Below are 25038 nucleotides of genomic sequence, written 5' to 3' on the forward strand. Positions count from 1 at the left end.
GTGAAAGTGCGGGTCCGGGCACGGCGGTCGGATCGGTCACGGGCCTGGTACCTGACGGCCTTCGGGGCGCAGGGGGCAGCAGCCCCGCGCCGGACAGCGGTCGCAGTCGACGTTTTCCTGTGCCTGGTAATCCGGCCCGGCCGCCGACGCGGCCGCCTTCTGCACCAGCTCCAGCCACTGCTTGCCGCCCACCTCGTCGAGCGGCGGCTGGGACCGCTCCGTCGACCCCGTCTTGTTGTTGGCCTTCGCGACGTAGACCAGCCGCGCGCCGCCGGCCTCCGTCCGGCCCTCGATCGCCCCCAGCAGCACCGCCAGCTGGTACGCCGCCAGCTGCGGGTGCGCCTCGGCCTCCGCGCCGGACACCGGGACCTTCCCCGTCTTGATGTCGACGATCACCGGCCGCCCCTCGGAGTCCAGCTCGACGCGGTCGACGCGCCCACGCAGCAGCACCCGGACCTCGTCCTCGCCACCCGACGGCAGCTCGACCTCGATGTCCTGCTCGACCCCGGCTTCCTTGAGCTCCTTGCGGCTCTGCTCCAGCCACGTCGTGAAGTTGCGCAGCATCTGCTCGACCCGGCGGCGTTCACGCCGCGAGAACCACGGCGCCCCCGCGTCGACGCGGACCCAAGCCTCGTCCAGCGCCGCCTGCAGCTCCGCGTCGGTGCTGCCCGACGCGACCGCCTGGGCGAGCCCGTGCACCAGCGTTCCCGTCACCGCCGCCAGCTGGGCCGGGTCGCTGCCGCCGTGGCGCTCGATCATCCAGCGCAGCGGGCACTTGGTCAGGATTTCCACTGTGGACGGTGAGATCCGGATGAGGTCGCCCGGCGGGTGGACCGGCTCGTCGGTGGACGCCGGCAGCAAGCCGTACCACGTGGAGGGGTGCGCGCCGGGCACGCGAGCCTCGGCCAGCCGCGCCAGCTGCTTGGCCGCGCGGCGGCGGCGCTCCGGGTCGGCCTTGTCGTCGCAGACGACCTCGCGCAGCTCGCCCACCAGCTCGGCGAGCACCAGCGACCGGCCCGGCGGCTTCATCCGCGAGTCGAGCCCGCCGTCGTCGGCGCCGTTCTCCTCGAGGTCGTCGAGGAAGCGGGACGGCTGTTCGTCCTCGCCCGAAACCGCCGTGACCAATAGCGTTTGCTTCGCCCGGCTCATCGCGAGGTAAAACAGGCGCCGCTCCTCGGCGAGGATCGGCGCGGTCTGGGAGACGGCGTCGTCGTCGACGCCGGCCATCAGGTCCTTCAGCCGCTCCACGCCCAGCACGGACCCCCGCAGCCGCAGGTCCGGCCACGCGCCCTCCTGGACGCCGGCGACGGCGACGACCGTCCACTCGCGACCGGCGGCGGCGTGCGCGGTGAGCAGCGAGACGCCGTCGGACGGGACGGCCGCCGGCGCCAGGGTGTCGCCCGCGATCCGTTGCGCGCCGAGGTAATCCGCGAAGGAAGCGACACTCGCGCGGGGCAGCCGGTCGACGTACCGGCCCGCGGCGTCGAACAGCGCGACGACGGCGTCGAGGTCGCGGTCGGCCTGCGCACCCAGCGACCCGCCGCGCTCGACCTGCCGCAGCAGCTTGTCCTGGAGCCCGCTTTCGCGCCACAGCTGCCACAGCACCTGCTCGACGCCCTCACCGCGCGCCACGGCCTGGTGCGTGACGCGCAGCAGCCCGCCGACGCGCCGCACCGGTTCGGCCTCGGCGTCGGCCAGCCCGGCCAGGATGTCCCCACCGCGCAACGCCTCCACGAGCAGCTCGTCGCTCGGCCGCTGCCCGCCGCCGGCCAGTTCGAGCCGGCGCAGACCGCGGCGCAGCCGCCGCAGCGCCAGCGGGTCCGCGCCGCCGAGGGCGGACGACAGCAGCATTTCCGCGAGGTCGACGTCGAGGAGTTCGGGCGCCGGGGCGAGCTTCAGCACGGCCAGCAGCGGCCGCACCGCCGGCTGGCGGGCCAGCGGCAGCTCCTCGGTCGCCGACCCGATCGGCACGCCCGCGGCCCGCAACGCGCGTTGCAGCACCAGGAAAGTCCGCGCCGGCGACCGCACGAGCACCGCGATCTCCGACCACGGCACGCCGTCGACGAGGTGGGCGCGGCGGAGCTGGTCGGCGATCCAGCTCGCTTCGGCGGCCGGCGTCGGCATCACGCGGACGCGCACGTTCCCGCCGGAAGCGCCCGCGGGCGGGACGATCTTGCGGTGCGCCGACGCGCCCGGGAGCGTCGCGCCGATCTTCGCGACCGCCAGGCGCACGGCCGGGGCCAGCCGGTGGGCCGTGGTGAGCGTGACGGTCCGGCTGCCGTCCGGGTCGGCGTCGGCGAACAGGCGCGCGTCGGCGCCGCGGAAGGAGAACACGTTCTGGTCGGGGTCGCCCGCCACGACGAACTCGGCCGCGGTGTGCCCGATCACCCGGACCAGGCTGGTCTGCAACGGGTCGAGGTGGTGGGCGTCGTCGACGAACAGGTGCCGCACCCGGTTGCGTTCGCGCATCCGCAGCTCGTCGTCGTCCTCCAGGGCCAGCAGCGCGGAGGTGACGAGCTCGGCGGCGTCCAGTGCGGGTGCGCTCGCCACGCCCAGCGCGTTGCCGCCCGCTCCCTGCAGCTGCGTGACCTCTTCGTACTGCGCCCAGAACTGCCCGGCGGCGATCCACTCCTCGCGCCCGCGCCGGCGGCCCAGCTCGGCCAGGTCCCCGGGGCCGAGCCCGCGTTCTGCCGCGCGCATCAGCAGGTCGCGCAGCTCTTCGGCGAACCCGGGGACGATCAGGGCCGGCCGCAGCTGCTCGGGCCAGTATTCGGCCCCCTCGTCGAGGTCGCCGGCCAGCAGCTCGCGGACGACGACGTCCTGCTCGGCGCCGGCGAGCAGGCGCGGCGGCGGCAGTTCTTCGGCCATCGCCTCCAGCCGCAGCAGGGAGTACGCGTAGGAGTGCACGGTCCGCACGAGCGGCTCGCGGACGGTCCGGGGCAGCGGGCGGCCCTGGTCGGGATCGGCGGTGAGCCGCCGCGTGATGTCGGCGCGCAGCGCGTCGGCGGACCTGCGGGACGTGGTGAGCACGAGCACGCTCTCCGGGTCCGCGCCCTCGGCGATGCGGCGGGTGGCGGCCGAGGCCAGCAGCGCCGTCTTGCCGGTGCCGGGACCGCCGAGCACGCGGAGGAACCCGCCGGGTGCGGAGAGCACGCGCCGGGCACCTTCGTCCCAGGTGAACGTGGGTGCGTCGGTGATCGGCGTGCGCACCAGCCGCGCGTCCGCCTGCGCCGTTCGCCTCCCGTTCACCCCGCGATGGAATCACGCCGGGTCCCCCGGGTGTCGCACCGGCACGGCTTAGCGGGGGTCCGTTCGGCGAAGGCGCCGGGTGGTGCGGTGGACGGCCGCGGAAACTGTCGTACCCGTGCGGCAGAGTTGTAGGTATGGACGACGTTCTGCACGAGCGCGTGCGGGAAATCATCGAGTCGGTGCCGTCCGGCACGGTCGCGACGTACGGCGACATCGCGACTCTCGCGGGGGCGCCCTCGCCGCGGATGGTCGGCGCCATCCTGGCCGAGGACGGGCACGACCTGCCGTGGCACCGGATCCTGCGCGCGAACGGGACGCCGGCGCCGCACCTGGTCCACGACCAGCTGGAGCGGCTGCGCGCGGAGGGTGTGCTGGCCGACGGTCAGCGCGTCGACCTGCGGAAGTACCGCTGGAAACCGGACGGGGAGGAGGATCCGGGCCCGGAAGGGCTGTTCTGATCCTGCACTCTTAGGTTAGCCTCGCCTAATGACGACAACCGAGGTGGCGCGGCCGGCCCTGACCTATCACCGGGCGCACGTGACCGCCGTCCGGCCGGTGACGCCGCACCTGGTGCGGGTGACGTTCGCCGCGGAAAGCTTCCGCGAGGTGCCGGCCGGGGCGCCCGACCAGTACGTCAAGGTGTTCTTCCCGCTGCCGGGCCAGGCGGCGCCGGTGCTGCCGGAGGCCGGCTCCGACGTGCTGTCCTGGTACCGGACGTACCTGGCGATGCCGGATGGGGTCCGCCCGCCGATGCGCACGTACACGGTCCGGGCCCACCGGGCCGAGGCGGCGGAGATCGACGTCGAGTTCGTGCTGCACGGCGATTCGGGGCCGGCCTCGGCGTGGGCGTCGCGGGTGGAACCGGGCGACCGGGTGACGTTCACCGGGCCGTACGGGCTGTACGCGTTGCCTGAGGACTGTGACTGGCAGCTGCTGGTGGGCGACGAGACGGCGCTGCCCGCGATCGGTGCCATCATCGAGCAGCTCCCGCCGGGCGCGCGGGCTTCGGTGTACGTCGAGCTGGCAGACCGCGCGGACCGGCAGGCGTTCGAGACCCGCGGAGCGGTCGAAGTGCACTGGCTGGTGCGGGGCGAGCGCCCGCTGGGAGAGGCCCTGCTCGAAGCGGTGCGGACGGCGGCCTTCCCGGGCGGGACGCCGTACGCGTGGGTGTCCGGCGAGGCGGGCGTGGTCAAGCAGGTGCGGCGGCACCTCGTGCGGGAGCGCCGGGTCGACAAGGCGCGGATCTGCTTCACGGGCTACTGGCGGCTCGGGGTGAGCGAAGAAGCCGCTGGGCGGGAAGCGGTGCGCGCCGCGGAGGCGGGCGAAGTCCCGGCCGAGGACTGACGTCGGCGCTATTCCTTGCCGAGCTTCGTGACCAGCAGCTTCACCAGCGCGCCCAGCCGCTGGCGGTCGGGCTGCACCGTCTCGACGCCCGCCGCCTCCAGCGGCGCCGCCGTCACCGGGCCGACGCACGCCACCACCACGCGGTCGCGCATGGCCGCCAGGAGCTCGTCGTAACGGCCGTACGACCCGGCCAAGGTCAGGAAGTTCGCCGCCGCGGGGGCACTCGTGAACGCCAGTGCGTCCAGTTCGCCCGCCAGCACCGCGTCGATCAGGTCGTGCACCGGGGTGACGTCCGGCGGCGAATGCCAGCGGTACGGCTGGAGCTCGACCAGGGACGCCCCGGCGTGCACCAGCTGGTCCGTGTGCTCCGGCAGCGGCGTCCCGTGCAGCTGGACGGCCACCCGCTCGCCGTCGACCCCGGCCGCCGCCACCGCGGCGAACAGCTCGGCGTTCGACTCGGACTCGGCCGAAAAGGACTCCCGCAGCCCGGCTCCGCGGACCGCGCCGACGGCTTTCGGGCCGCGGGCGTGGATCCGGGACTCCCCCAGCGCCGCCACGAGCCGGTCGCGCAGGCCCCAGCCCTCGGCCGCGTCGAGCCAGCCGCGGAAGCCCGCGCCCGTCGTGACCACGGTGAACCCGACCGGGGCCGCGAGCAGGGTTTCGGTGCCCGCGCGCAGCTCCGGGTCGCTGTCCAGCGGCACGATGGTGATCGTCGGCGCGTGCCGGACCTCGGCGCCGTGGCGTTCGAGGGCCCCGATGAATTCGCCGGCTCGCCGTTCGGCCGTCACCCCGATGGCGATCCCGCTCAGCTCACCCATAGAACGCGCCCATCTCCTCGATCGCTGCGGCCAGTTCCGCCCGCAGGTCCGCCGGTTCGAGGACCTCCAGGTGCGGCCCGAAGCGCAGCAGCTCGCCGATGGCCGGTTCGCCCGGCTCCACCGGCAGCTCCACGGTGAGCCAGCCGTCCGCGTCGGGCTCGTTCGGGCACTCGCGCAACGCGCGGGCGCCGACAGAACCTGCGTAGAACGGTACGAGAGCCCGGGCCCGCGGCGAAAGGCGCACCACCGCCACGCGCGGGAACATCCGGCGTTCGAACTGCTCGGACCACTCCTGCCAGTACCGCGCGAGGTCGAACCCGGCCGGCCGCTCGAACACCTCGCCGAGGTCGGTCAGCTCCAGCACCCGCGAGATCCGGTAGGTCCGGTCGGTGCCGTCGCAGCGGCCCGCGAGGTACCAGTTGCCCGCCTTGAGGATCAGGCCCAGCGGCTCCAGGTCCCGTTCGACGACCCGCTGCCCCCACCGCTCGTAGCGGATGCGGATCCGGTGCGACGACCACACGGCGTCGGCGATCGCGGACAGCGTCGGCAGGCTCTCGATGCCCCGGTGCCAGCCGGGAACGTCCAGGTAGAACCGCTCGGCGACGCGGCCGGCCCGGTCGCGCAGCTCGGACGGCAGCGCGGCGTACAGCTTCAGCTGGGCGGCCGCGAGGACCGTGCCGAGGCCCAGCTCGGCCGCGGCGACGGGCAGCCCGGCCAGCGACAGCGACTGGGCCTCTTCCTCGGTCATCCCGGTGAGCCGGGTGCGGTAGCCGTCGACCAGCCGGTAGCCGCCGGTGCGGCCGCGGTCGGCGTACACCGGGACGCCGGACGCCGACAGCGCGTCGATGTCCCGGTAGACCGTCCGCACCGAGACCTCGAGCTCTTCGGCGAGCTCCTCGGCCGTCATCCGGCCGCGGTTCTGCAGCAGCAGGAGGACGGACAGGAGGCGGCTCGCGCGCATGGTTTTCAGTTTGGCAGAAATACCTGACACAAGCTGACAGGTATGCCCGGCAGGGTGGTCCCCATGAACGCATTCACCATGAAGAACTGGGACGAGAAGATCGTCAGCGGCACCGAGAGCGGCCCGCGGGTGGCGTACGCCCACGCCACGATGGCGTACGACGGGGTCGTCGAGGGTGAGTCGATCTGCGACCTTCTGCTGTACTACGCGGGCGAAGGCTACGAAAGCGGCCAGACGACGTCGCCGAGCTTCGAGCGCTTCGAAGGCAAGGTAGAGGGTCGCGAAGGGACGTTCATCGTGCGCCACGAGTTCACGTTCGACGCCAAGGGCATCGCCTCGACGTTCACCGTCGTCCCCGGCTCGGGCACCGGCGAGCTGGCCGGGCTCACCGGCAGCGGCACCGTCGGCGGCGCGATGGGCGAGGAGAAGATGGGCTACACCTTCGAGTACACGTTCTAGGAGCCGCACGTGGACCGCCGTCAGGTACTCGCCTACCGCATCGCCGAGCACGGCCTGCACCGCTCGGCGCGGGACGTCGCCGGCCTCGCCGTCGTCCGGGCCGGACTGCAGGACAGCATGCGCGACACCGCGCTGCTCGCCCTCGCCGCCCGGCTCGACGGCCCGGTGTCCCTCGAGGACGACGAGCGGCTCGTTCTCGCGTGGACGCTGCGGGGTGCGCCGCACTACCACCTGCGCTCGGATTTGCCCGAGGTGCTCCGGGCACTGGTGCCGCTCGACGACGCGGACGCGCTGGCCCGGATGCTGTGGCAGCGCAAGGAACTGGCGGCGACCGGGCTGGCCGCGTCCGAAGTGGTGTTCACCGCGGCGGACGCCTTGCGCAAGGTCGTGACGGCGCCGATGCCGAAGGGCGCTGTGTCGACGGCGGTCACCAAGCGCCTGCCTCCGGCGTTCGCGCGCTGGTGCCGGGGCTGCAACGCGACGCACATCCACGAGCAGCTGATGCGCATCGCGGCTCCGCTCGGCGGCCTCCGCTTGGTGGCGGGGGCATCCCCGGCGACGCTGGCCCCGCTCGAAGGCCGCGGCCGGATGCGGAAGACCCCGGACCCGGCCGCGGCGACGACGGTGCTCGAGCGGTACCTGCGGCTCAACGGCCCGGCGTCCCCGGGCGAGGCGGCGGAGTTCGCGGGCACGGCCCGCGCGGTGGTCGACCGGACGTGGCCGCCGGACCTGGCCGAGGTCCGGGTCGAAGGGAAGACCCGGTACTTGCCCGCGGACCGGCTCGAGGCGCTTTCGAACCCGCCGGAGCCGGACGTGGTGCGGCTGCTGCCACCGCTGGACCCGTTCATCCAGGCACGCGACAAGGCGTTGCTGGTCCCGGACCCCGCGCGGCGCAAGGAAGTCTGGAAGATGCTGGGCAACCCGGGAGTGCTCCTCGCCGACGGCGACATCGCCGGGACGTGGCGCACGAAGGGCAGCGGGACGAAGCTGACGATCACGCTGACGGCGTTCGACCCGTTGCGCCCGGCGGTCCGCGAGGAAGCCGAAGCCGAGGCGGCCCGGGTGGCGGCGGCGCGGGGTTTCGAGAAGCACGCGGTCACCTGGGTGGGCTGACCCCACCCACGGCCCGCGGGGGCGCCCCCCGTTATCCACACTACCGGCAGGCACCGACAGTTCCGCTCGCCCCGAGCGCCCCAATGTGGCGTTCGGTGCGTCCAACGCACCCAATGTGGCGTTCGGTGCGTCCAACGCAACCAACGCCACATTGGGGCGCTTGGCGGACCTCACAGGCTGTGGGCGTCGATGTCGCCGTAGGCCGTGGTTGCCTGGATGGTCAACCCAGCCGTGCCCTCGTTCTTGAGGGCGTTGCGGATCCGGCCGTACGTCGTCCCCGCGTCGAGGGCCGCCGAGACCCCGGTCGCCGCGCCGACCGTGATGTCGCCCGCCTGGGTGCTCAGGACCAGGTTGCCGCTCGCCGCCTCGGCGATCCGGATGTCGCCCTTGCCCGTCGTGATCTCCGCGGGACCCGTCAGCTTGCCGACCGACACGTCACCCGCGTGGGCCGTGACGCGCAGGCTCGCGGCCTCGTCGAAGACCACCTCACCGTGTGCGCCGGAAACGGTGACGTCGCCGAGGCGGCCGACGCCCCGCAGCTCCACGCTGGCGGCCTTGGCCTCGACCGAAGAACCGGCGGGCAGCGAAACGGTCACGTCGACCGCCCCGGACGGGCCGAAGTACTGGTTCTTGGCCTCGAGCGAGATCCGCAGGACGCCGTCGTCGAAGGACACGCGGGCCTCCCCCGCCGCCTTCACGTCGCGGCTCTTCGCCGGGTCGGCGGGCAGGACCTGGACCGCCGTGTCCTCGCGAAGGGCCGCGACGAACCGGACGCGGCCGGCGGGGATGTCGAGGATGGTGGCGATCGGGGCGGGGGTGGTGAAGTTCTGCATCGGATTCTCCTTGGTGGCTCGGTGTGTGAACCCACCATCGCCGGGCCCGCTGACACCGGGAGGCCACCGCGCTGACACGGCCGCTGACACGCCGGTCAGACGTCGACGGCCAGCCGGTACCCCCGCTTCACCACCGTCTGGACGACCTTGCCGCCGCCCAGCGACGTCCGCAGCCGCCCGATGGCCGTCTCCACCGCGTGCTCCTCGCCGCCGCCGGGCAACGCCGAGATCAGCTCCCGCCGCGACACCACCCGCCCCGGCGACGCCGCCAAGGCTCGCAGCAGCGCCATCGGTGCCGGGGCCACTTCGCGCCACTCGCCGTCCACGATGGCCGCCTGGCCGCGCAGCTCGATCGAATGCCCGCCCGCCCGCAGGCGCGGGGAGCGCGCCACCAGGGTCTCCGCCACCGTCCGGGCCAGTGCGCCGATCCGCGCGCGGTGGGGCTGGACCGTCGGCACCCCCAAAGCAGCCAACGGTCCAGCCGTGATGGGTCCCACGCACGCCGCCACCACCGGGCCGGACAGCGCCGTGACGAGCCCCGGCAGCCGGCCCGTGCGCCGGGCCAGTGCGATGAGCGACGCCGCCGCCGGCGCGCTGGTGAACGGCAGCGCGTGGATCGAGCCGTCCAGGACGCCGTCCAGGAGCCGGTCCACCGGGCCCGGGTCGACCGGGCCGACCCAGCGGTACACCGGGATCTCGATCACCTCCGCCCCGGCCGCGCGCAGGGTGTCGACGAAGTACGGCAACGGCTCCCCGTGCAGCTGGATGGCGATCCGGAGCCCGTCGACCCCCGAGGACAGCAGGTGCTGCAACAGCTCCGCGTTGCTTTCCGACGCCGGCGAATACGACTCCGAAAGCCCGGCCGCCCGCAGCGCGCCGGTCACCTTCGGCCCGCGGGCCAGCAGCGACGCCGTCGAGAGCCGCGCGAGCAGGGAATCCCCCAGCCCCCAGCCCTCGGCCGCCTCCAGCCAGCCCCGGAAGCCGATGCCGGTGGTCGCGACGACCGCGTCCACCGGCGCTTCGAGCAGCCGCAACGTCGCCGCGTGCAGCTCGGTGTCGTCCGTCAGCGGCACGATCCGGATCGCCGGGCCGTAGCGGACGCTCGCCCCCTTGCGCACCAGCAGCGCGCCGAGCTCGTCAGCCCGGCGCGCCGCGGTGATGCCGATCACAAAACCGGCCAGTGGGAGCACATCGCTCACGGGCTCTCCACTTCGACGACGCCTTCCCGCACGCGCACCTCGTACACCGGCACCGAAACGTCCGGAGCATCCAGGCACTGGCCGGTCTCGAGGGCGAAGCGTTCCTTGTAGACCGGCGAAGCGACCACCGGTACACCGTCCGCGTCGCCGACGATGCCGCGCGAGAGCACCGCGGCGCCGCTGCACGGGTCCCAATTGGACAGTGCGTAGAGCCGGTCGCCGGGCAACCGGAAGATCGCCACCTGCACGCCGCCGTCGAGCAGCGCCGCCACCCCGGCGTGCTCGGGCACCGCGGCGGCGGAGCAGACCGCCGTCCAGGTTCGCTGAATCGAAGCAGTCATCGACGCACCTCCGGCACTCCGAGCATCACGGGCACTTTCTGCTCCCGCTCCTCGCGGAACGAGATGGCCGGGTCCGGCGCGCCCGGCGCGTTGACGAACGAGGTGAAGCGGGCCAGCTTCTCCGGGTCCTCCAGGACGCCCTTCCACTCGTCGGCGTAGTTGTCGACGTGCTTGGCCATCGCCGCGTCGAGGTCTTCGCAGATGCCGAGCGAGTCGTCGACGATCACCGCGCGCAGGTGGTCGAGGCCGCCGTCCAGCTCCTCGATCCACGGCGCGGTCCGCTGCAGCCGGTCGGCGGTGCGCACGTAGAACATCAGGAACCGGTCGATGGTCCGGATCAGCGTCTCGGTGTCCACATCGGACACCAGCAGGTCGGCGTGCCGCGGGGTCGTGCCGCCGTTGCCGCCGACGTAGAGGTTCCAGCCGTTCTCCGTGGCGATGATGCCGAAATCCTTGCTCCGCGCCTCGGCGCACTCCCGGGCACAGCCCGAAACCGCCGACTTGAGCTTGTGCGGCGACCGCAGGCCGCGGTAGCGCAGCTCCAGCTCGATCGCGAGCCCGACGCTGTCCTGCACGCCGTAGCGGCACCACGTCGAGCCGACGCACGACTTGACCGTGCGCAGCGCCTTGCCGTAGGCGTGCCCGGACTCGAACCCGGCGTCGACGAGCCGCCGCCAGATCAGCGGCAGCTGGTCCACCGTCGCGCCGAAGAGGTCGATCCGCTGGCCGCCGGTGATCTTGGTGTACAGCCCGAAGTCGCGCGCCACCTCGCCGATCACGATCAGCTTGTCCGGGGTGATCTCGCCGCCGGGGATCCGCGGCACCACCGAATACGTGCCGTTGCGCTGCAGGTTGGCCAGGTACCGGTCGTTGGTGTCCTGCAGGGTCATCTGCTCGCCGCCGAGCACGTGCCCGTTGCCGAGGGTGGCCAGGATGGACGCCACCGCCGGCTTGCAGATCGCGCAGCCGCTGCCCGAGCCGTAGCGGCCGATCAGCTCGCTGAACGTCGTGATCTGCGTGGCCTGGACGATCTCGAACAGCTCCGCGCGCGACTGCGGGAAGTGCTCGCAGACGGCCTTCGACTGCTCGACGCCGGCCGCGCTGAGCAGCCTGCCCAGCAGCGGGACGCACGAGCCGCAAGCGGTGCCCGCCCGGGTGCACGCCTTGAGCTTGCCGACGGTGTCGCACCCGTCCTCGTGGATGGCCTGGGTGATCGCGCCCTTGGACACCGCGTTGCACGAGCAGATCTGCGCCGCGTCCGGCAGCGCGTCGACGCCGACCGCGGCACCGCCGCCCGCCGGGGCGAGGATCGCGCCCGGCTCGGCCGGCAGCGGACGGCCGACCAGCGCGCGCAGCGTGTTGTACTCGGTCGCGTCGCCGACGAGCACGCCGCCGAGCAGCGTTTTGCCGTCGTCGGTGACCACGAGCTTCTTGTACGTCCCGGCGACCGCGTCGTTGACGGCGACTTCCAGAGCGCCCTCGGTCGTCGCGTGGGCGTCGCCGAAGGAAGCGACATCGACGCCCATCAGCTTCAGCTTCGTGGACGTGTCCGGCTCCGGGAACGTCCCCGAACCGCCGGTGAGCTGCGCGGCGACGATCTCCGCCATCGCGTAGCCGGGCGCCACGATGCCGTACACCTTGCCCTCGACCGCGGCGCATTCGCCGATCGCGTAGATCAACGGGTCGCTGGTGCGGCAGGAGGCGTCGGTGAGGACACCGCCGCGCGGGCCCAGCTCCAGGCCCGACTGCCGGGCGAGGTCGTCGCGCGGCCGGATACCGGCCGAGAACACGACCAGGTCGACGTCGAGCTCGGTGCCGTTTGCCAGCTTGGCCAGCAGCCGTGAGCCGTCGGCCTCGATGGCGTTGGTGGACGTTCCCGTGTGGACGGTGACGTCGAGGTTCGTGATCATCCGGCGGAGCATCGACCCGCCGCCCTCGTCGACCTGCAGCGGCATCAGCCGCGGCGCCATCTCGACGACGTGCGGGGAAAGGCCCATGTCCCGCAACGCCTTCGCGGCCTCCAGCCCGAGCAGGCCACCGCCGATGACAACGGCCGAGCGCCGGCCGCGGCCCGGCTTGTCGACGGCGGCCGCGCGGATCGCGTCGAGGTCCTCGATGGTCCGGTAGACGAAGCAGCCGTCCAGGTCGTGCCCGGGCACCGGCGGCACGAACGGCCGCGAGCCGGTGGCCAGGACCAGGGCGTCGTAGGAGACGACGTCGCCGGAGGCCGTGGTGACCGTACGAGCGTCCCGATCCACCGAAACCGCCAGCTCACCGAGCCGGAGATCAACGGAGGAATCGCCCGCGTAGTCCGAGCCGGGCAGGGCCAGCGAAGCCGGGTCCCAGGTGTCCACATAGGACGTAAGGGCCACCCGGTCGTACGCCGGGCGCGGCTCCTCGGACAGGACGACGACGTGCCAATTGCCGGAGGGGTCTTCCGCACGCACCGCCTCCACGAGCCGGTGGGCGACCATGCCGTGTCCGGCGACGACCAAGGTGGGCATGTCAGACCTCCGCTCCCGCGAGCGCCAGACCGCGCTCACTCGTGGGCTGTTCGGCGGGCTTCCGCAGGTAGACCGCCCAGGTGAGGGCGAAGCAGAGCCCGTAGAAGACCAGGAATCCGATGAAGGCGGGCACCCCGCTGTGCGCGTCGGCGAACGACTGCCGGAACGCGAGGTTGATGAACAGGCCGCCCTCGGCACCGATGGCGCCGGCCAGGCCGATCAGCGCGCCGGACAGCCGCCGCGCCTTGAGCAGCTCGGCCGTCTCCTCGGCACCGTTCGCGATGGCGACCTTCGCCTTGGCGCGGAAGATGGCCGGGATCATCTTGTACGTCGAGCCGTTGCCGATGCCGGTGAGCACGAACAGCACGATGAAGGCGATCGTGAACAGCGTCAGTGACTTCGACGTCGAGGCGAGGATCAGCACGACCGTCGCCAGCGCCATCCCGGTGAAGGTGGCGAAGGTGACCTTGCCGCCGCCGATGCGGTCGGCCAGCCAGCCGCCGGTCGGCCGGGAGAACGAACCGAGCAGCGGGCCGAGGAACGTCACCGCGGCCGCCTGCAGCGGGGTGCGGCCGAACTGGTTCTGCAGCACCAGGCCGAAGGCGAAGCTGTAGCCGATGAACGAGCCGAACGTGCCGACGTAGAGGAAGGACATCACCCAGGTGTGCGGGTCCTTGACGACCTCGCGCATCGCCTTGGTGTCGCCCTTCATCGTGGCGAGGTTGTCCATGAAGAGGTACGCGCAGACCGCGGCGACCACGATCAGCGGCAGGTAGATGAAGAGCACCAGCCGCGGCATCGTCGCGCCCGCTGTGCCGATCACCAGCAGCCCGACCAGCTGGATCGCCGCGACGCCGAGGTTGCCGCCGCCGGCGTTGAGGCCCAGCGCCCAGCCCTTGTGCTTCTCGGGGTAGAAGGCGTTGATGTTCGTCATCGACGACGCGAAGTTGCCGCCGCCGACGCCGCCGAGCGCCGCGACCAGCAGGAACGTGCCGAGCGACGTGCCGGGGTGCAGGACGAGGGCGGCCAGGGTGGTCGGGATCAGCAGCAGCACGGCCGACACGACCGTCCAGTTGCGGCCGCCGAACTTCGCCACGGCGAAGGTGTAGGGCAGCCGCATCAGGCCGCCGATCAGCGTCGGCGTGGAGACCAGGAGGAACTTGTCGGCGGCGGAGAAGCCGTAGTCCTTGCCCATGAACAGGACGATGACCGACCACAGGGTCCAGATCGAAAAGCCGATGTGCTCGGCGAAGACCGAGAACCACAGGTTGCGGCGGGCGATCTTCTTGCCCTCGGCCTCCCAGAACTGCTCGTTCTCGGGTTCCCAGTGCTCGATCCAGTGCTTTCCTTGGTGCGCCACGGCGTTCTCCTCAGTGCGGGTCGAGTCGGTCATTGCGCCGCGAGCCAGTTGGCGATGCCGCCGACGGTGTCGGAACACCCGCCGCAGCCCGTCGTCGCTCGCGTGGCCCGCGCCAGTGCGGGAGTGTCGGTGGCCCCGGCCTTCCAGGCTTCGATCAGCCGGCCCTTGGTGACGTTGTTGCAGCGGCAGATCACCGCCGCGGCCGGGAGGTCGGCCGGGCTGGCCGCCGGGGTGGAGCCGGTGGGCAGCGCGCGGCCCAGCAGGACGGCGAGCCGGTCTTCCGGCAGCAGCGTCCCGCGGTCGTGGAACTGCGTGATCGTGGCGGCCGCGTCGGGCAGGCCGAGCAGGATGGCCCCGGTGACGCGGTTGTCGCGGACGACGAGCTTGCCGTACCGGCCGCCCGTCGGGTCGTTGAACGTCAGCACCTCGACGTCGGCGTCACCGGCCTGGAGCTGGGTCTCCCCCAACGCGGCGAGGTCGATGCCGCGGGCCTTGAGCCGCGTGACGGCCGTGGTGCCGCGGTAGCGGGCGGCCGCGTTGGTGCCGGTCAGGACGTCGGCCAGCACCGATGCCTGCTCCCACGCGGGCTGGATCAGCCCGGCGGGGGCGCCGGGGTGGCGGGCGCAGTCGCCGAGGGCGTGGATGCGGCCGTCGCTGGTGCGCAGGGTGTCGTCGACGAGGATGCCCATGTCGACGTCCAAGCCGGCTTCCGCGGCGAGGCTCGTCTCGGCGCGGACACCGGCGGCGACGACCACCAGGTCGGCCGGGACGAGGGTGCCGTCGTCGAGCTTGAGCCCGTCGCCGGGCAGGTAGCGGGCGGCGGTGGCGCCGAACTTGAACGTCACGCCCATTTCGGTGAGCTGCCGGGCCAGCACGTGGCCGGCGGCAGGGTCGAGCTGGCGTTCCATGACGTGGCCCAGCGGGTGCACGACGGTCACCTGGTTGCCGCGCCCGGCCAGCCCGCGGGCGGCTTCGAGGCCGAGCAGGCCGCCGCCGAGCACCGCGACCGGCGCGCCGAAGCGGGCGGCGTCGAGGATCTTGGCGCAGTCGTCGAGGCTGCGGAAGGCGACCACCCCCGGCCCGGCTTCGAGGCCTTCGACCGGCGGGATCCACGGGTTCGCGCCGGTGGCGAGCACGAGCGCGTCGTAGTCGACGGAGGACCCGTCGGCCAGTTCGACGCACCGCTTCTCGCGGTCGATGCGGGCGACGTCGACGCCGAGCCGCAGGTCGATGTTGTGGCGCGTGGCCCACTCGTCGTCGTGCAGGCGGACGCTTTCCGCGCTCATCCCGCCCGCGACGACCGCGGACAGCAGCACCCGGTTGTAGGCCGCGTGCTGTTCGGCGCCGAGGACGGTCAGCCGGACCCGCTCGGCGATCGGGTCGCGGCGGCGGATTTCGTCGGCGAGCCGGGCGCCGGCCATGCCGTAGCCGACGACGACAACTTCACGAGGGCTCACGCGGCACCATCCACAGTAGACAACGACACGGCACACACCTTGAACTCGGGCATCCGGGAGACCGGGTCGAGCGCCGGGTTGGTGAACAGGTTGGCGCGCTGCTCACCGGGGAAGTGGAACGGCAGGAAGACCAAATCCGGTTTGAGGCTCTGGGCGAACCGCACCTTTGCCACGGTTTCGCCGCGGCGCGAGCGGACCACCGCGCGGTCGCCTTCCTCGAGCCCGGCACGCTTGGCGGTGTCCGGGTGGACCTCGACGAACACCTCCGGGACGACGTCGTTGAGCTCACCGATCAGCCGCGTCTGCGCGCCCGACTGGTAGTGCTGCAGGACGCGGCCGGTGGTGGCCTGCAACGGGAATTCGTCGTCGGGCAGTTCGGCCGGGCCGGTGTGCTCGACCGGCACGAACCGCGCGCGGCCGTCCGGGTGGGCGAAGGCGTCGAGGAACATCCGCGGCGTTCCGGGGTGGTCGTTTTCGGGGACCGGCCAGTGCAGGGCCTCGCCCGCGCGCAGCCGGTCGTAGCTGACGCCGGAGTAGTCGGCGATCCCGCCCTTCGACGCGATCCGCAGCTCTTCGAACACCGTCTCGGCGTCGGTCGGGAACCGGTTTTCCGGCTGCCCCAGCCGATTCGCCAGTCCGTGGAGGACGTCGAGGTCGGATCGGACACCCGGCGGCGGCGTCAACGCTTTGCGGCGCAGCAGGATCCGGCCTTCGAGGTTGGTGAGCGTGCCGTCCTCTTCGGCCCACTGGGTGACCGGCAGGACGACGTCGGCGAGCGCCGCGGTCTCCGACAGCACGAAGTCGGCGACGACCAGGAAGTCCAGTTCGGACAGCCGATCTTGGACTCGCTGCGAGCGCGGCGCCGACACGACCACGTTGCTGCCGAACACCATCAGCGCCTTCGGGCCGTTCTCCTGGCCGAGCGCTTCGAGCAGTTCGGTCGCCGAGCGGCCGGGGCCGGGCAGGCTGTCCGCGTCGACGCCCCACACGCCGGCGACGTGCTCGCGGGCAGCCGGGTCGTCGAGCTTGCGGTAGCCGGGCAGCTGGTCGGCTTTCTGACCGTGCTCGCGCCCGCCCTGGCCGTTGCCCTGGCCGGTGAGGCAGCCGTAACCGGAGCCCGTGCGGCCCGGCAGGCCGAGGCTCAGCGCGAGGTTGATCCAGGCACCGACGTTCGCGGTGCCGGTGGCGTGCTGTTCGGTGCCGCGGGCGGTGAGGATGTAAGCGTTGCGCGCGGCGGCGAGCTTTTCCGCGGCGAGGCGCATGTCGGCGGCCGAGACGCCGGTGACGCGCTCAGCGCGCTCCGGCCACCAGCTCGCGGCGATCCGCCACATCTCCGCGAACCCGCTCGTCCGATCATCCACATAGGACTGATTGAGATGACCGCCTTCGACGACGGCGTGCAGGATGCCCAGCGCCAGCGCGAGATCGGTACCCGGCGCGGGAGCGAGGTGCAGGCTGGCCAGCTCGGCGGTCGGGGTGCGCCGCGGGTCGACGACGATGAGGTCGGTGCCGCGCAGGTGCTGGGTGAACGGCGGCATGGTCTCGGCCGGGTTCGCACCGGCGAGCAGCACGACGTCGGCGTTCTTCAGATCCGTGACGGGGAACGGCATCCCGCGATCGGCCCCGAAGGCCTTGATCCCCGCGGCGGCGGCCGAGGACATGCAGAACCGGCCGTTGTAGTCGATCTGCGAGGTGCCGAGCGCAACACGGGCGAACTTGCCGAGCAGGTAGGCCTTTTCGTTGGTCAGCCCGCCGCCGCCGAAGATCGCGACGCTGTCCGGACCGTGGCTTTTCTGCGTCTCCCGCAGCTTCCGGGCGACGTGGTCGAGGGCGAAGTCCCAGCTGACCGGCTCGAGCGCGCCGTTGACGCGCAGCATCGGGGTGGTCAGCCGCTTCGGGCTCGTGAGGAGGGAGCCGGAGGTCCAGCCCTTCTGGCACAGGCCACCGGCGTTGACCGGGAAGTCCCGCGGCGTCACGCGGGCGCCGTCGAGGCTCATCCCGCACTGCAGCGCGCAGTACGGGCAGTGGGTGTCGACCTGCGGCATCGGGCACCTCCTCGGCGTTTCGGGCTTGCCCTGACGCTAAGGAGGCCTTGTTAACCGGATTCGACCGAATGTTTCAGGCAGTTGACATTACGGCGGGGTATCCGCCGCCCGCCCGGTGAGATCCGCGTCCACGGACCGGGACTCCGGAGGTCAGCGGCGCTTTGCCCGAAGTGACGCCCGGTCTTGCGACCTCGGTCACAAGACTCCGGACACTTCGCGGGCCGCCGCCCGCAGGCCGTCCAGCGAGGCCTGCGTCGACCTCGGGTTCAGTGCGTTGGCCGCCAACCGGAACAACACCGCGCGCAGGAGCAGCTGTGGCCACTCCGGCAGGTGCACCCAGCGTTCGAGCAGGTCCCGGCCCGCGCCGCCCCAGGCGAGCGCGTCGACCGCGACGATCGCCGCGCCGTACTCGCCCGGGCGGTAGTACGGCACGAAGTCGACGACACCCGGTACGTCGTCGCCGTCGAACAGCAGGCCCGCCAGCAATTCGCCGTGGGCCACCTGGTGCGGGAGGTTGATCGGGCGGCGGGCGCCGGCGAGGACCTCGAACCAGCGGCCGCCCTTCGTCTCTTCCAGGGCGACCTCGAGCTCTTCCCAAGCGATGCGGTCGGCGACCGCGTCGATGTCGGTGCGCGCGTCGAGGAACTCCGGCCGTGGCAGGCCGACCGTGGCCCGGTGCAGTTTCACCGCCGCCAGGACCGACGCGTCACCGCGGTGCTCCGGTGTGCCGGGGACGAACCGCGACGCCGTCCAGCCGCCGACGATCCAGCGGCCGTCGGTCGACCGGACCGGCTTCGCGACCCGCAGCCCCGGCTCGCGGACGTAGTCGAGCGCGTGGGCGGTCCACAGCGACCTGACCTTGTCGGTGACCGGCTTCAGCACGAGGTCGCCGCAGCGCCACACGGTCGAATCCGGCAGGCGTTCGCTGCCGTCGGCGGGACCGCCGAAGGCCGCGCAGACGTGCGCCGGAGGACGTTCGGGGGTTGACCGCACGGTCGTGACGTTACCCGGCCGGGTGTGGCCCGATCGAGCAGACATGCTGGTCACACAGGGTTTCCCAACTCCGGCGAAACGCCGTGAAGGCCGCCTCCGAACCGGAGGCGGCCTTCACGGACGACCACTGTCAGTAGGTCGGCAGGCTCGGGTCGATCTGCTTCGCCCAGGCGAGCACGCCGCCGCCGAGGTGCGTCGCGTCCTTGAAGCCGGCCGCGTGCAGAGCGGCGAGGGCCTCGGCGGACCGCGCCCCCGACTTGCAGTGCAGGACGATCGGCTTGTCCTGCGGCAGCTCGGCCAGCGCCTCGCCCGAAAGGATGCGGTCCTTCGGGATCAGCGTCGCGCCCTTGATGTTGACGATCTCGTACTCGTGCGGCTCGCGGACGTCGATCAGCGCGAAGTTCTCGCCGCTGTCGAACTTGGCCTTGAGCTCGGCGGGCGTGATCGTGCTGCCCGACGCCGCCTGCGCGGCCTCGTCGGACACCACGCCGCAGAACGCCTCGTAGTCGATCAGCTCGGTGATCTTCGGCGTGTCCGGGTCCTTGCGGATCTTGACCTCGCGGTACTTCATGTCCAGCGCGTCGTAGCTGATCAGACGACCGAGCAGCGGCTCGCCGATGCCGGTGATGAGCTTGATCGCCTCGGTCACCATGATCGAGCCGATGGACGCGCACAGCACGCCCAGCACGCCACCCTCGGCGCAGGACGGGACCATGCCCGGGGGCGGCGGCTCCGGGTAGAGGTCGCGGTAGTTGAGGCCCTTGCCGTTCGGCGCGTCCTCCCAGAACACGCTGACCTGGCCCTCGAACCGGAAGATCGAGCCCCAGACGTACGGCTTGCCCAGCAGCACCGCGGCGTCGTTGACCAGGTAGCGCGTCGCGAAGTTGTCGGTGCCGTCGACGATCAGGTCGTACTGCTCGAAGATCTCCAGCGCGTTCGACGAGTCCAGCCGGTCGGTGTGCAGGTGCACCTTGACCAGCGGGTTGATGTCGGCGATCGACTCCTGCGCGGACGCGGCCTTGAGCTTGCCGACGTCGGACTGGCCGTGGATGACCTGGCGCTGCAGGTTCGACTCGTCCACGACGTCGAAGTCGACGATGCCGAGCGTGCCGACCCCGGCCGCGGCCAGGTACAGCAGCGCGGGGCTGCCGAGGCCGCCGGCCCCGATCACCAGGACCTTCGCGTTCTTCAGCCGCTTCTGCCCGTTCACCCCGACGTCGGGGATGATCAGGTGACGGCTGTACCGGGCCACCTCTTCCTTGGTGAGCTCGGCAGCCGGCTCGACGAGCGGCGGCAGTGCTGACATGGGTCCTCCATCTCGCGCGCGGATCGCGTCCATCCCACTATGGACAACGCGCGCAGGCAACCAAGCCTTCCCCGGTCCAGATGCTGGGACGCGCTAGGGGGTGGGGTTGGGCCAGGAGTTGGTCTTGCAGATGCGGCCGTCCTTGGCCACCTTGCCCTTGTCGCCGCCGGGGATGTCGTTGAGCATCGCGACGTAGTCGTCGTTGACGCCGAAGGACTGCTGCATCATCACCGGCGCCGGCTGGTCGGTGCCGGGGCAGCCGACGTGCTGGTTGCCCAGTGCGTGCCCGACCTCGTGGTTGATGGCGTACTGCCGGTACCCGGTCATGTCGGCGCCGTACGCCTTGGCGCCGCGCACCCAGCGGGCCAGGTTGATCAGCACGCGGCCGAGGCTCTTGCGGTAGCAGGAGGCCTCGAACTTGATCTGGAACCCGCAGGCGTCCGGCCGGTGGGTGGTCTCCGGTGTCGTGAGGCTCACCTTGAAGGACGGGTTCGGGAAGTTGCCGTCCACACGCTGGAACGCGATCTTGCCGTCCCAGGTCCACCCCTGCGCCGGGTTCGACAGCGTGCCCTGGACGGCCGTGGCGAAGGCGTCGTCGCCGGCGTAGCTCGCCGGGTCGATCCCGTCCTCGACCTCGACGGTGTACGTGTACAGCTTTCCCGTGCCGACCTTCGGGCCGGTGCCCGGGACGACGTGCCACTTGCCCGCGCCGGCCTGGGTGAACGGAATGCCTTCCGGCAGGTCCGCGGTCGGGACCTTGAGGTCGACCGGGGTGGCCGGGTTCTCCGGGATGGCCTGCTCGCCGTTGCCGTCGATGGCGCCGCTGCCGGGGGTGTCGCCGCCCGCCGACTCGGCGCCGGGCGCGGACGTGCCCTGCTCGGCGATCGGCTGGGCGGGGCTGTTGGCGGTGTTGACCACGACGAGCACGGTCAGCACGACCAGGATCGGCAGGGCGTAGACGCGCCAGCCGTAGGTCTTTGTGAGCTTCGCGATGCCCGACTGCGGCGCCGCTTCGGCCGGCTTCTCGGCCGGGGCTTCGACGTGGGGTTTCCAGGAGGCGCTCAGCGGCTCGGCACTGGTCCGCCGTCCGCCGGGGCGGTAGCGGTCCTCGTCGACGCGCAGGGCGGGCGCCTTCGACGGGCGGTACTGCCCGGTGCGCGGCGGGTCGCCGGGCTCCGAAGACCCCACAGACCCCACAGACGCCGAAGAAGCCGCGGACGCCCGGCGGGCCGACGCGCGGTGGGGCGGCCGCCGATCTTCGCCTCGCGCGTCCTGCTTCACCCGGTCCACCGCACCAGGGTGCCACAGCGCCGGGGCACCGCTCTCGCCGACTGGCGGATCATCGAGTGAACTCATGATCACCCGATCGGCCTACCAGGAGCCCGTTTCCACGTGCTCCCACATCCCCAGAACGGCCTTCGCTACAACGATCGGACGTTCCATCTGCGCCACGTGGCCGGTGCGCGGGAGCACCAGCAACCGGGCCCGCGGGATCGCCCGCGCGGTCCGCACCGCGCGCTTGACCGAGATGACGCGGTCCTCCCGGCCCCACACGACCAGCGTCGGTGCTTTGACGAGCGGTGCGACCGACCACAGCGACGCCTTTCCCCGCGTCGACCACGCCCGGAAGATCGCGAAGGTGCTGCGGGCCATCGCGGGCGCCGCCCAGGCGAACCCGGCGCGGGCACCGTGTTCCTCGGTCAGCTCCTCGAGCCGGCTCTCGGGGAACCGCGACGGATCGGCGAAGCACAGTTTGATGACCTGCGCGGCGCGTTCCCTCGGGCCGAGCGCGGCCAGCTGGGCCCGCACGCGCGCGCCGACCAGCGGCAGGTACGCGAGCGCCATCCGCGGGTCCGACAGCCGTCGCGGGTCGAGGCGCAGGTCGGGCACCGCCGGCGAGATCAGCGTCAGCGTCTTGACCAGTTCCGGCCGCTGGGCCGCGACGAGCAGCGCGATCGCCCCGCCCATCGAGTTGCCGAACAGGTGCACCGGCCCGCCAACGGTCTCGATGTGCCGGACCACGACGTCGGCGTGGGCCTGGAGGGAGAAGTCGAACCCCTCCTCGGGCTCGGAGCAGCCGAACCCGGGCAGGTCGGGTGCGGTGCCGCCGGCGACCGGCGCGAGCAGCGCGGCCAGGTCGGTCCAGTTCGTCGACGAGCCGCCGAGGCCGTGGACGTACACCGCGGGCACGGCGTCCGGGCCCGGCGTGCGGCGGATGTGGAGCCGGGCGGTGCCGGCCTCTTCGAAGGCCGCCGGCCACGGCGGCGGAAGCGGGTCGAGCGACGGCAAGGTCCGGCTCGAGAACGGCACGTGGGTCAGCGGCGGCCGCGTCGGCGCGGGGGTGTTCACGGATCCAGAATGCCCGACCCTTGGCGCGGCACACGTACCGGCGAGTAATCTTCAGGGCGACTTCACGCGGTGGCGACCCCGCCCGTCGAAGAAGCGAAGACGGGAGGACGAGCATGACGGAGATGACGCGGCTGCAGCAACGCGGGGTGCGGCTGCCCCGGACCGAGCGCCGGGCCCAGCTCCTCGCCGCGGCGCAGCGGGTCTTCGCCGAGAACGGCTACCACGCCGCCGCGATGGACGAGATCGCCGAGGTCGCGGGCGTCTCGAAGCCGGTGCTGTACCAGCACTTCCCCGGCAAGCTCGATCTGTACATCGCGCTGCTGGAGAGCCACGTCGACGAGCTGGTCAAGCGCGTGCAGAACGCTCTGGACTCGACGACGGAGAACAAGCAGCGCGTGCCGGCGACGGTGGGCGCGTTCTTCGACTTCGTCAGCGAGGACGCGGGCGCGTTCCGGATGGTGTTCGAGTCGGACCTGCGCGGCGAGCCGGCGGTCCAGGAAGCGGTCGACCGGGCGACGTCGGCGAGCGTGGACGCGATCACGGAGACGATCACGGCGGACGCGGGTCTCGACGAGGACAAGGCGCGCCTGCTGGCGGTCGGCCTGGTGGGGATGAGCCAGGTCAGCGCCCGGTTCTGGCTGCAGCACCACCAGTCGATGAGCCGCGAGGAAGCGGTGGCGCTGACGGCCAACCTGGCCTGGCGCGGAATCGGCGGCGGCTTCCCCCTCAAGGACGGCTGACCCCCAGCCGCACTTTCACGTGAAAGTGCGGCCCCCTGGTGGGCACTTTCACGTGAAAGTGCGGCTTTTGGCCGGTCGCCAACAACGGAGCTTTCACGTGAAAGCTCCGTTGTTGGCTGGGTGTCAGCGGGTGGCTGCTCGGACTAGAGCGGAGATGCGGCGGGCGACCTCGAAGGGGCGTTCCTGCGGGAGCATGTGCCCGGCACCGGGGAACCGGACGAACTCCGCGTGCGGCAGCTCGTCCGCGATCACCTTCGCGTGCGCCAGCGGGCACAGCCGGTCCTTCTCCCCCGCCAGCACCACCGACGGCACGTCGCACAGCGCACCGAGCCCGCCGACGCCGCGGTGGGCCGCGATCGCGTCCAGGAACATCCCCGCGCTCGCCGGGTGCGCGCACAGCAGCTGCTCGACGACGCTGTCCACCTGCTCGCGCCCCGGGCGGACCCCGAAGACCAGCCGCCGGGCGCCGGAGCGGACCACGCCCGGCCGCAGCCGCAGCGTGTCCGACCGCAGCCGGGCCAGCAGCCGCGCCACCCGCGGCTCGAAGCGCGTCACGCCCCGGCCGACCAGCCCCGGGAACCCGAGCGTCAGCTGGTCCATGTCCCCCGACGACGTCGCGACGAACGCCGCACCCGCCAGCCGCGAGGCCACCAGCGACGGGTGCCGTTCCGCGAGCACCATGAGCGTCATACCGCCCATCGAATGCCCGGCGAGCACCAGCGGCCCGTCCGGGACGCGGTCGGCGATCAGCTCGGCCAGGTCGTCGGCGAGGCGGGCGATCGTGGCGCCGCCGGGCCGGGCGGGTGCCGAGCCGCCGTGGCCGCGCAGGTCGTAGCGCAGCACGCGCAGGCCGGGATCGAGGTGCGGCAGCACGAAGTCCCACGTCCGGTGGTCCTGCGTCCAGCCGTGGACGAGCACCAGCGTCACAGCCGAGCCATCGGAGGCCGCGGGCCCCGACTGCGAAACGTGCAGCGCGGCGCCGTCGCTCGCGACGAACCGGTGCCCGGCCGACGGCTCCCGCAGCCGCGACGCGGTCGTCATCGGCCCGCCGGGAGCAGGAACGACTTGCGCCAGAAGTACTTCCCGGGCAGCCCGACCAGGCCGGACTCCTCGAGGAACGGCATGATCTTCTCCCCGGCCCACGCGATCGTCCCCTGCCAGTGCGGATTGTTCAGCGCCGCCTCAACACCGTCGCGCGGCCGGATCCCGACCGCCTTGTAGACGTGCGGGTTGATGAACGCCCGCGTCACGAAGTACGAGATGACCGCGATGATGAACTGCTGGTAGCCGATTTCCGCCTTCGACAGCTTCGCCATGCCGCGCGTGACCTCTTCGCGGGCGAAGGTGACGTGCCGGGCCTCTTCCAGGACGTGGATCCGGTTGACCATCCGGACCAGCGGCTGGACGCCTTCGTCGTTCATCTGCTCGCGCTGCAGCCGGTCGAGGACCTCCTCCGCGACCAGGATCGCGCCGTAACGCGCCGGGCCGTAGGAGATCGACGGCATCAGCTTCGCCAGCTTCCGCAGCCACGGCACCGGACCGTAGGCGGGGCAGCCGATCCGCGACGCCATCCGCGCGAACATCGTCGAGTGCCGGCATTCGTCGGCGATCTCGGTGAGCGCGAACTGCGCGTGCGCGGACGTCGGGTCCTGTTCGTAGACCTCCTTGAGCAGCATCTGCATCAGGAGGATCTCGAACCACAGGCCGGTAGTCGCGACGCTCGCGACCTCGTGCTTGCCCAGCTCGATGCGCTGCTCCGGGGTCAGCTTTTCCCAGAGTTCGGTGCCGTACAGCGAAGAGCGCTCGTCGAGGATGAACCGCTTGCCCTCGACCAGCGGCGCGGCCCAGTCGATGTCGACGTCGGGGTCGTAGAACTTGTTCGCCGACGACTTCAGCAGGCGGTTCGCGGTCTTTTCGCGCTCCGGATCGTGCAGCGTCCGCGTCATCGCCGACACCCCTTCCACGAC

At 72.2% G+C, this 25038-nt stretch carries 21 protein-coding genes; 5 read left to right on the forward strand and 16 right to left on the reverse strand.

What is annotated here, in order from left to right; all coding sequences use genetic code 11:
* Positions 1-36 precede the first annotated feature (36 nt).
* Entirely contained in the window at positions 37-3210 is a 3174-nt protein-coding gene (locus Q5425_RS36425; RefSeq protein WP_308677084.1) for an ATP-dependent DNA helicase, read from the reverse strand.
* Positions 3211-3383: 173 nt separating this feature from the next.
* Here Q5425_RS36425 and Q5425_RS36430 point away from each other — a divergent pair, with 173 nt between their 5' ends.
* On the forward strand, positions 3384-3707 hold the full coding sequence (locus tag Q5425_RS36430) for an MGMT family protein (protein WP_308676931.1): 324 nt from the start codon (positions 3384-3386) through the stop codon (positions 3705-3707).
* Between the two features lie 28 nt (positions 3708-3735).
* Complete coding sequence (locus tag Q5425_RS36435; RefSeq protein WP_308676932.1) at positions 3736-4593, forward strand: siderophore-interacting protein; 858 nt, start codon at positions 3736-3738, stop codon at positions 4591-4593.
* Positions 4594-4601: 8 nt separating this feature from the next.
* Here the strand turns inward: Q5425_RS36435 and Q5425_RS36440 are convergent, their stop codons facing one another.
* Positions 4602-5411: a uroporphyrinogen-III synthase gene (locus tag Q5425_RS36440; RefSeq protein WP_308676933.1), complete on the reverse strand. Its 810-nt coding sequence runs from the start codon at positions 5409-5411 to the stop codon at positions 4602-4604.
* Complete coding sequence (locus Q5425_RS36445; protein ID WP_308676934.1) at positions 5404-6372, reverse strand: YafY family protein; 969 nt, start codon at positions 6370-6372, stop codon at positions 5404-5406. The genes Q5425_RS36440 and Q5425_RS36445 overlap by 8 nt, the downstream gene beginning before the upstream one ends.
* Before the next feature lie 63 nt (positions 6373-6435).
* Here Q5425_RS36445 and Q5425_RS36450 point away from each other — a divergent pair, with 63 nt between their 5' ends.
* Both Q5425_RS36450 and Q5425_RS36455 read left to right on the forward strand, forming a co-directional pair.
* Complete coding sequence (locus Q5425_RS36450; protein ID WP_308676935.1) at positions 6436-6831, forward strand: DUF3224 domain-containing protein; 396 nt, start codon at positions 6436-6438, stop codon at positions 6829-6831.
* A 9-nt stretch (positions 6832-6840) separates the two neighbouring features.
* Positions 6841-7944, forward strand: coding sequence for a DNA glycosylase AlkZ-like family protein (locus Q5425_RS36455; RefSeq protein ID WP_308676936.1), 1104 nt, complete (start codon positions 6841-6843; stop codon positions 7942-7944).
* Between the two features lie 170 nt (positions 7945-8114).
* Here Q5425_RS36455 and Q5425_RS36460 read toward each other — a convergent pair whose 3' ends face one another.
* The 11 genes from Q5425_RS36460 to Q5425_RS36510 form a co-directional block, all read right to left on the reverse strand.
* Positions 8115-8777, reverse strand: a complete 663-nt coding sequence (locus Q5425_RS36460) for a DUF4097 family beta strand repeat-containing protein (RefSeq protein ID WP_308676937.1) — start codon at positions 8775-8777, stop codon at positions 8115-8117.
* Positions 8778-8872: 95 nt separating this feature from the next.
* A complete protein-coding gene (locus tag Q5425_RS36465) occupies positions 8873-9976 on the reverse strand; it encodes a uroporphyrinogen-III synthase (protein ID WP_308676938.1) in 1104 nt (367 codons plus the stop codon).
* Positions 9973-10317 (reverse strand): nitrite reductase small subunit NirD, encoded by a 345-nt coding sequence (nirD, locus tag Q5425_RS36470; protein ID WP_308676939.1) that lies wholly within the window; start codon positions 10315-10317, stop codon positions 9973-9975. The genes Q5425_RS36465 and nirD overlap by 4 nt, the downstream gene beginning before the upstream one ends.
* On the reverse strand, positions 10314-12821 hold the full coding sequence (gene nirB, locus Q5425_RS36475) for a nitrite reductase large subunit NirB (protein WP_308676940.1): 2508 nt from the start codon (positions 12819-12821) through the stop codon (positions 10314-10316). The genes nirD and nirB overlap by 4 nt, the downstream gene beginning before the upstream one ends.
* 1 nt (position 12822) lies before the next feature.
* The gene (locus tag Q5425_RS36480; RefSeq protein ID WP_308676941.1) at positions 12823-14214 is read right to left on the reverse strand and encodes a nitrate/nitrite transporter; all 1392 of its coding nucleotides are present in this window, start codon (positions 14212-14214) and stop codon (positions 12823-12825) included.
* The gene (locus Q5425_RS36485; RefSeq protein WP_308676942.1) at positions 14211-15638 is read right to left on the reverse strand and encodes an FAD-dependent oxidoreductase; all 1428 of its coding nucleotides are present in this window, start codon (positions 15636-15638) and stop codon (positions 14211-14213) included. The genes Q5425_RS36480 and Q5425_RS36485 overlap by 4 nt, the downstream gene beginning before the upstream one ends.
* Positions 15635-17683, reverse strand: a complete 2049-nt coding sequence (locus tag Q5425_RS36490) for a molybdopterin oxidoreductase family protein (protein ID WP_308676943.1) — start codon at positions 17681-17683, stop codon at positions 15635-15637. The genes Q5425_RS36485 and Q5425_RS36490 overlap by 4 nt, the downstream gene beginning before the upstream one ends.
* Before the next feature lie 195 nt (positions 17684-17878).
* Positions 17879-18676, reverse strand: a complete 798-nt coding sequence (locus Q5425_RS36495; protein WP_308676944.1) for a TIGR02569 family protein — start codon at positions 18674-18676, stop codon at positions 17879-17881.
* Between the two features lie 130 nt (positions 18677-18806).
* Positions 18807-19982, reverse strand: coding sequence for an adenylyltransferase/sulfurtransferase MoeZ (gene moeZ, locus Q5425_RS36500; protein ID WP_308676945.1), 1176 nt, complete (start codon positions 19980-19982; stop codon positions 18807-18809).
* Positions 19983-20075: 93 nt separating this feature from the next.
* A complete protein-coding gene (locus tag Q5425_RS36505; protein WP_308676946.1) occupies positions 20076-21272 on the reverse strand; it encodes a DUF3152 domain-containing protein in 1197 nt (398 codons plus the stop codon).
* An 81-nt stretch (positions 21273-21353) separates the two neighbouring features.
* Positions 21354-22331, reverse strand: coding sequence for an alpha/beta fold hydrolase (locus tag Q5425_RS36510; RefSeq protein ID WP_308676947.1), 978 nt, complete (start codon positions 22329-22331; stop codon positions 21354-21356).
* A gap of 113 nt (positions 22332-22444) precedes the next feature.
* Here Q5425_RS36510 and Q5425_RS36515 point away from each other — a divergent pair, with 113 nt between their 5' ends.
* Positions 22445-23071 carry a TetR/AcrR family transcriptional regulator gene (locus Q5425_RS36515; RefSeq protein WP_308676948.1) on the forward strand — a complete coding sequence of 209 codons (627 nt, stop codon included), beginning with the start codon at positions 22445-22447 and terminating at the stop codon, positions 23069-23071.
* Between the two features lie 123 nt (positions 23072-23194).
* Here the strand turns inward: Q5425_RS36515 and Q5425_RS36520 are convergent, their stop codons facing one another.
* Positions 23195-24112 carry an alpha/beta hydrolase gene (locus Q5425_RS36520; RefSeq protein ID WP_308676949.1) on the reverse strand — a complete coding sequence of 306 codons (918 nt, stop codon included), beginning with the start codon at positions 24110-24112 and terminating at the stop codon, positions 23195-23197.
* The gene (locus Q5425_RS36525) at positions 24109-25017 is read right to left on the reverse strand and encodes a diiron oxygenase (RefSeq protein ID WP_308676950.1); all 909 of its coding nucleotides are present in this window, start codon (positions 25015-25017) and stop codon (positions 24109-24111) included. The genes Q5425_RS36520 and Q5425_RS36525 overlap by 4 nt, the downstream gene beginning before the upstream one ends.
* Between the last annotated feature and the right edge of the window lie 21 nt (positions 25018-25038).

Origin of the sequence: Amycolatopsis sp. A133 (genome assembly GCF_031082405.1) — a bacterium.
In the GTDB taxonomy this organism is placed as follows: Bacteria; Actinomycetota; Actinomycetes; order Mycobacteriales; family Pseudonocardiaceae; genus Amycolatopsis.

Excerpts from the sequence above, each read along its gene's own strand:
- Q5425_RS36525 (WP_308676950.1), bottom strand. The coding sequence starts at position 25,017 with ATGACGCGGACGCTGCACGATCCGGAGCGCGAAAAGACCGCGAACCGC.
- Q5425_RS36445 (WP_308676934.1), bottom strand. The coding sequence starts at position 6,372 with ATGCGCGCGAGCCGCCTCCTGTCCGTCCTCCTGCTGCTGCAGAACCGC.
- Q5425_RS36430 (WP_308676931.1), top strand. The coding sequence starts at position 3,384 with ATGGACGACGTTCTGCACGAGCGCGTGCGGGAAATCATCGAGTCGGTG.
- Q5425_RS36450 (WP_308676935.1), top strand. The coding sequence starts at position 6,436 with ATGAACGCATTCACCATGAAGAACTGGGACGAGAAGATCGTCAGCGGC.
- nirB (WP_308676940.1), bottom strand. The coding sequence starts at position 12,821 with ATGCCCACCTTGGTCGTCGCCGGACACGGCATGGTCGCCCACCGGCTC.
- Q5425_RS36460 (WP_308676937.1), bottom strand. The coding sequence starts at position 8,777 with ATGCAGAACTTCACCACCCCCGCCCCGATCGCCACCATCCTCGACATC.
- moeZ (WP_308676945.1), bottom strand. The coding sequence starts at position 19,982 with ATGTCAGCACTGCCGCCGCTCGTCGAGCCGGCTGCCGAGCTCACCAAG.
- Q5425_RS36480 (WP_308676941.1), bottom strand. The coding sequence starts at position 14,214 with ATGACCGACTCGACCCGCACTGAGGAGAACGCCGTGGCGCACCAAGGA.
- Q5425_RS36435 (WP_308676932.1), top strand. The coding sequence starts at position 3,736 with ATGACGACAACCGAGGTGGCGCGGCCGGCCCTGACCTATCACCGGGCG.
- Q5425_RS36490 (WP_308676943.1), bottom strand. The coding sequence starts at position 17,683 with ATGCCGCAGGTCGACACCCACTGCCCGTACTGCGCGCTGCAGTGCGGG.
- Q5425_RS36520 (WP_308676949.1), bottom strand. The coding sequence starts at position 24,112 with ATGACGACCGCGTCGCGGCTGCGGGAGCCGTCGGCCGGGCACCGGTTC.
- Q5425_RS36515 (WP_308676948.1), top strand. The coding sequence starts at position 22,445 with ATGACGGAGATGACGCGGCTGCAGCAACGCGGGGTGCGGCTGCCCCGG.
- nirD (WP_308676939.1), bottom strand. The coding sequence starts at position 10,317 with ATGACTGCTTCGATTCAGCGAACCTGGACGGCGGTCTGCTCCGCCGCC.
- Q5425_RS36440 (WP_308676933.1), bottom strand. The coding sequence starts at position 5,411 with ATGGGTGAGCTGAGCGGGATCGCCATCGGGGTGACGGCCGAACGGCGA.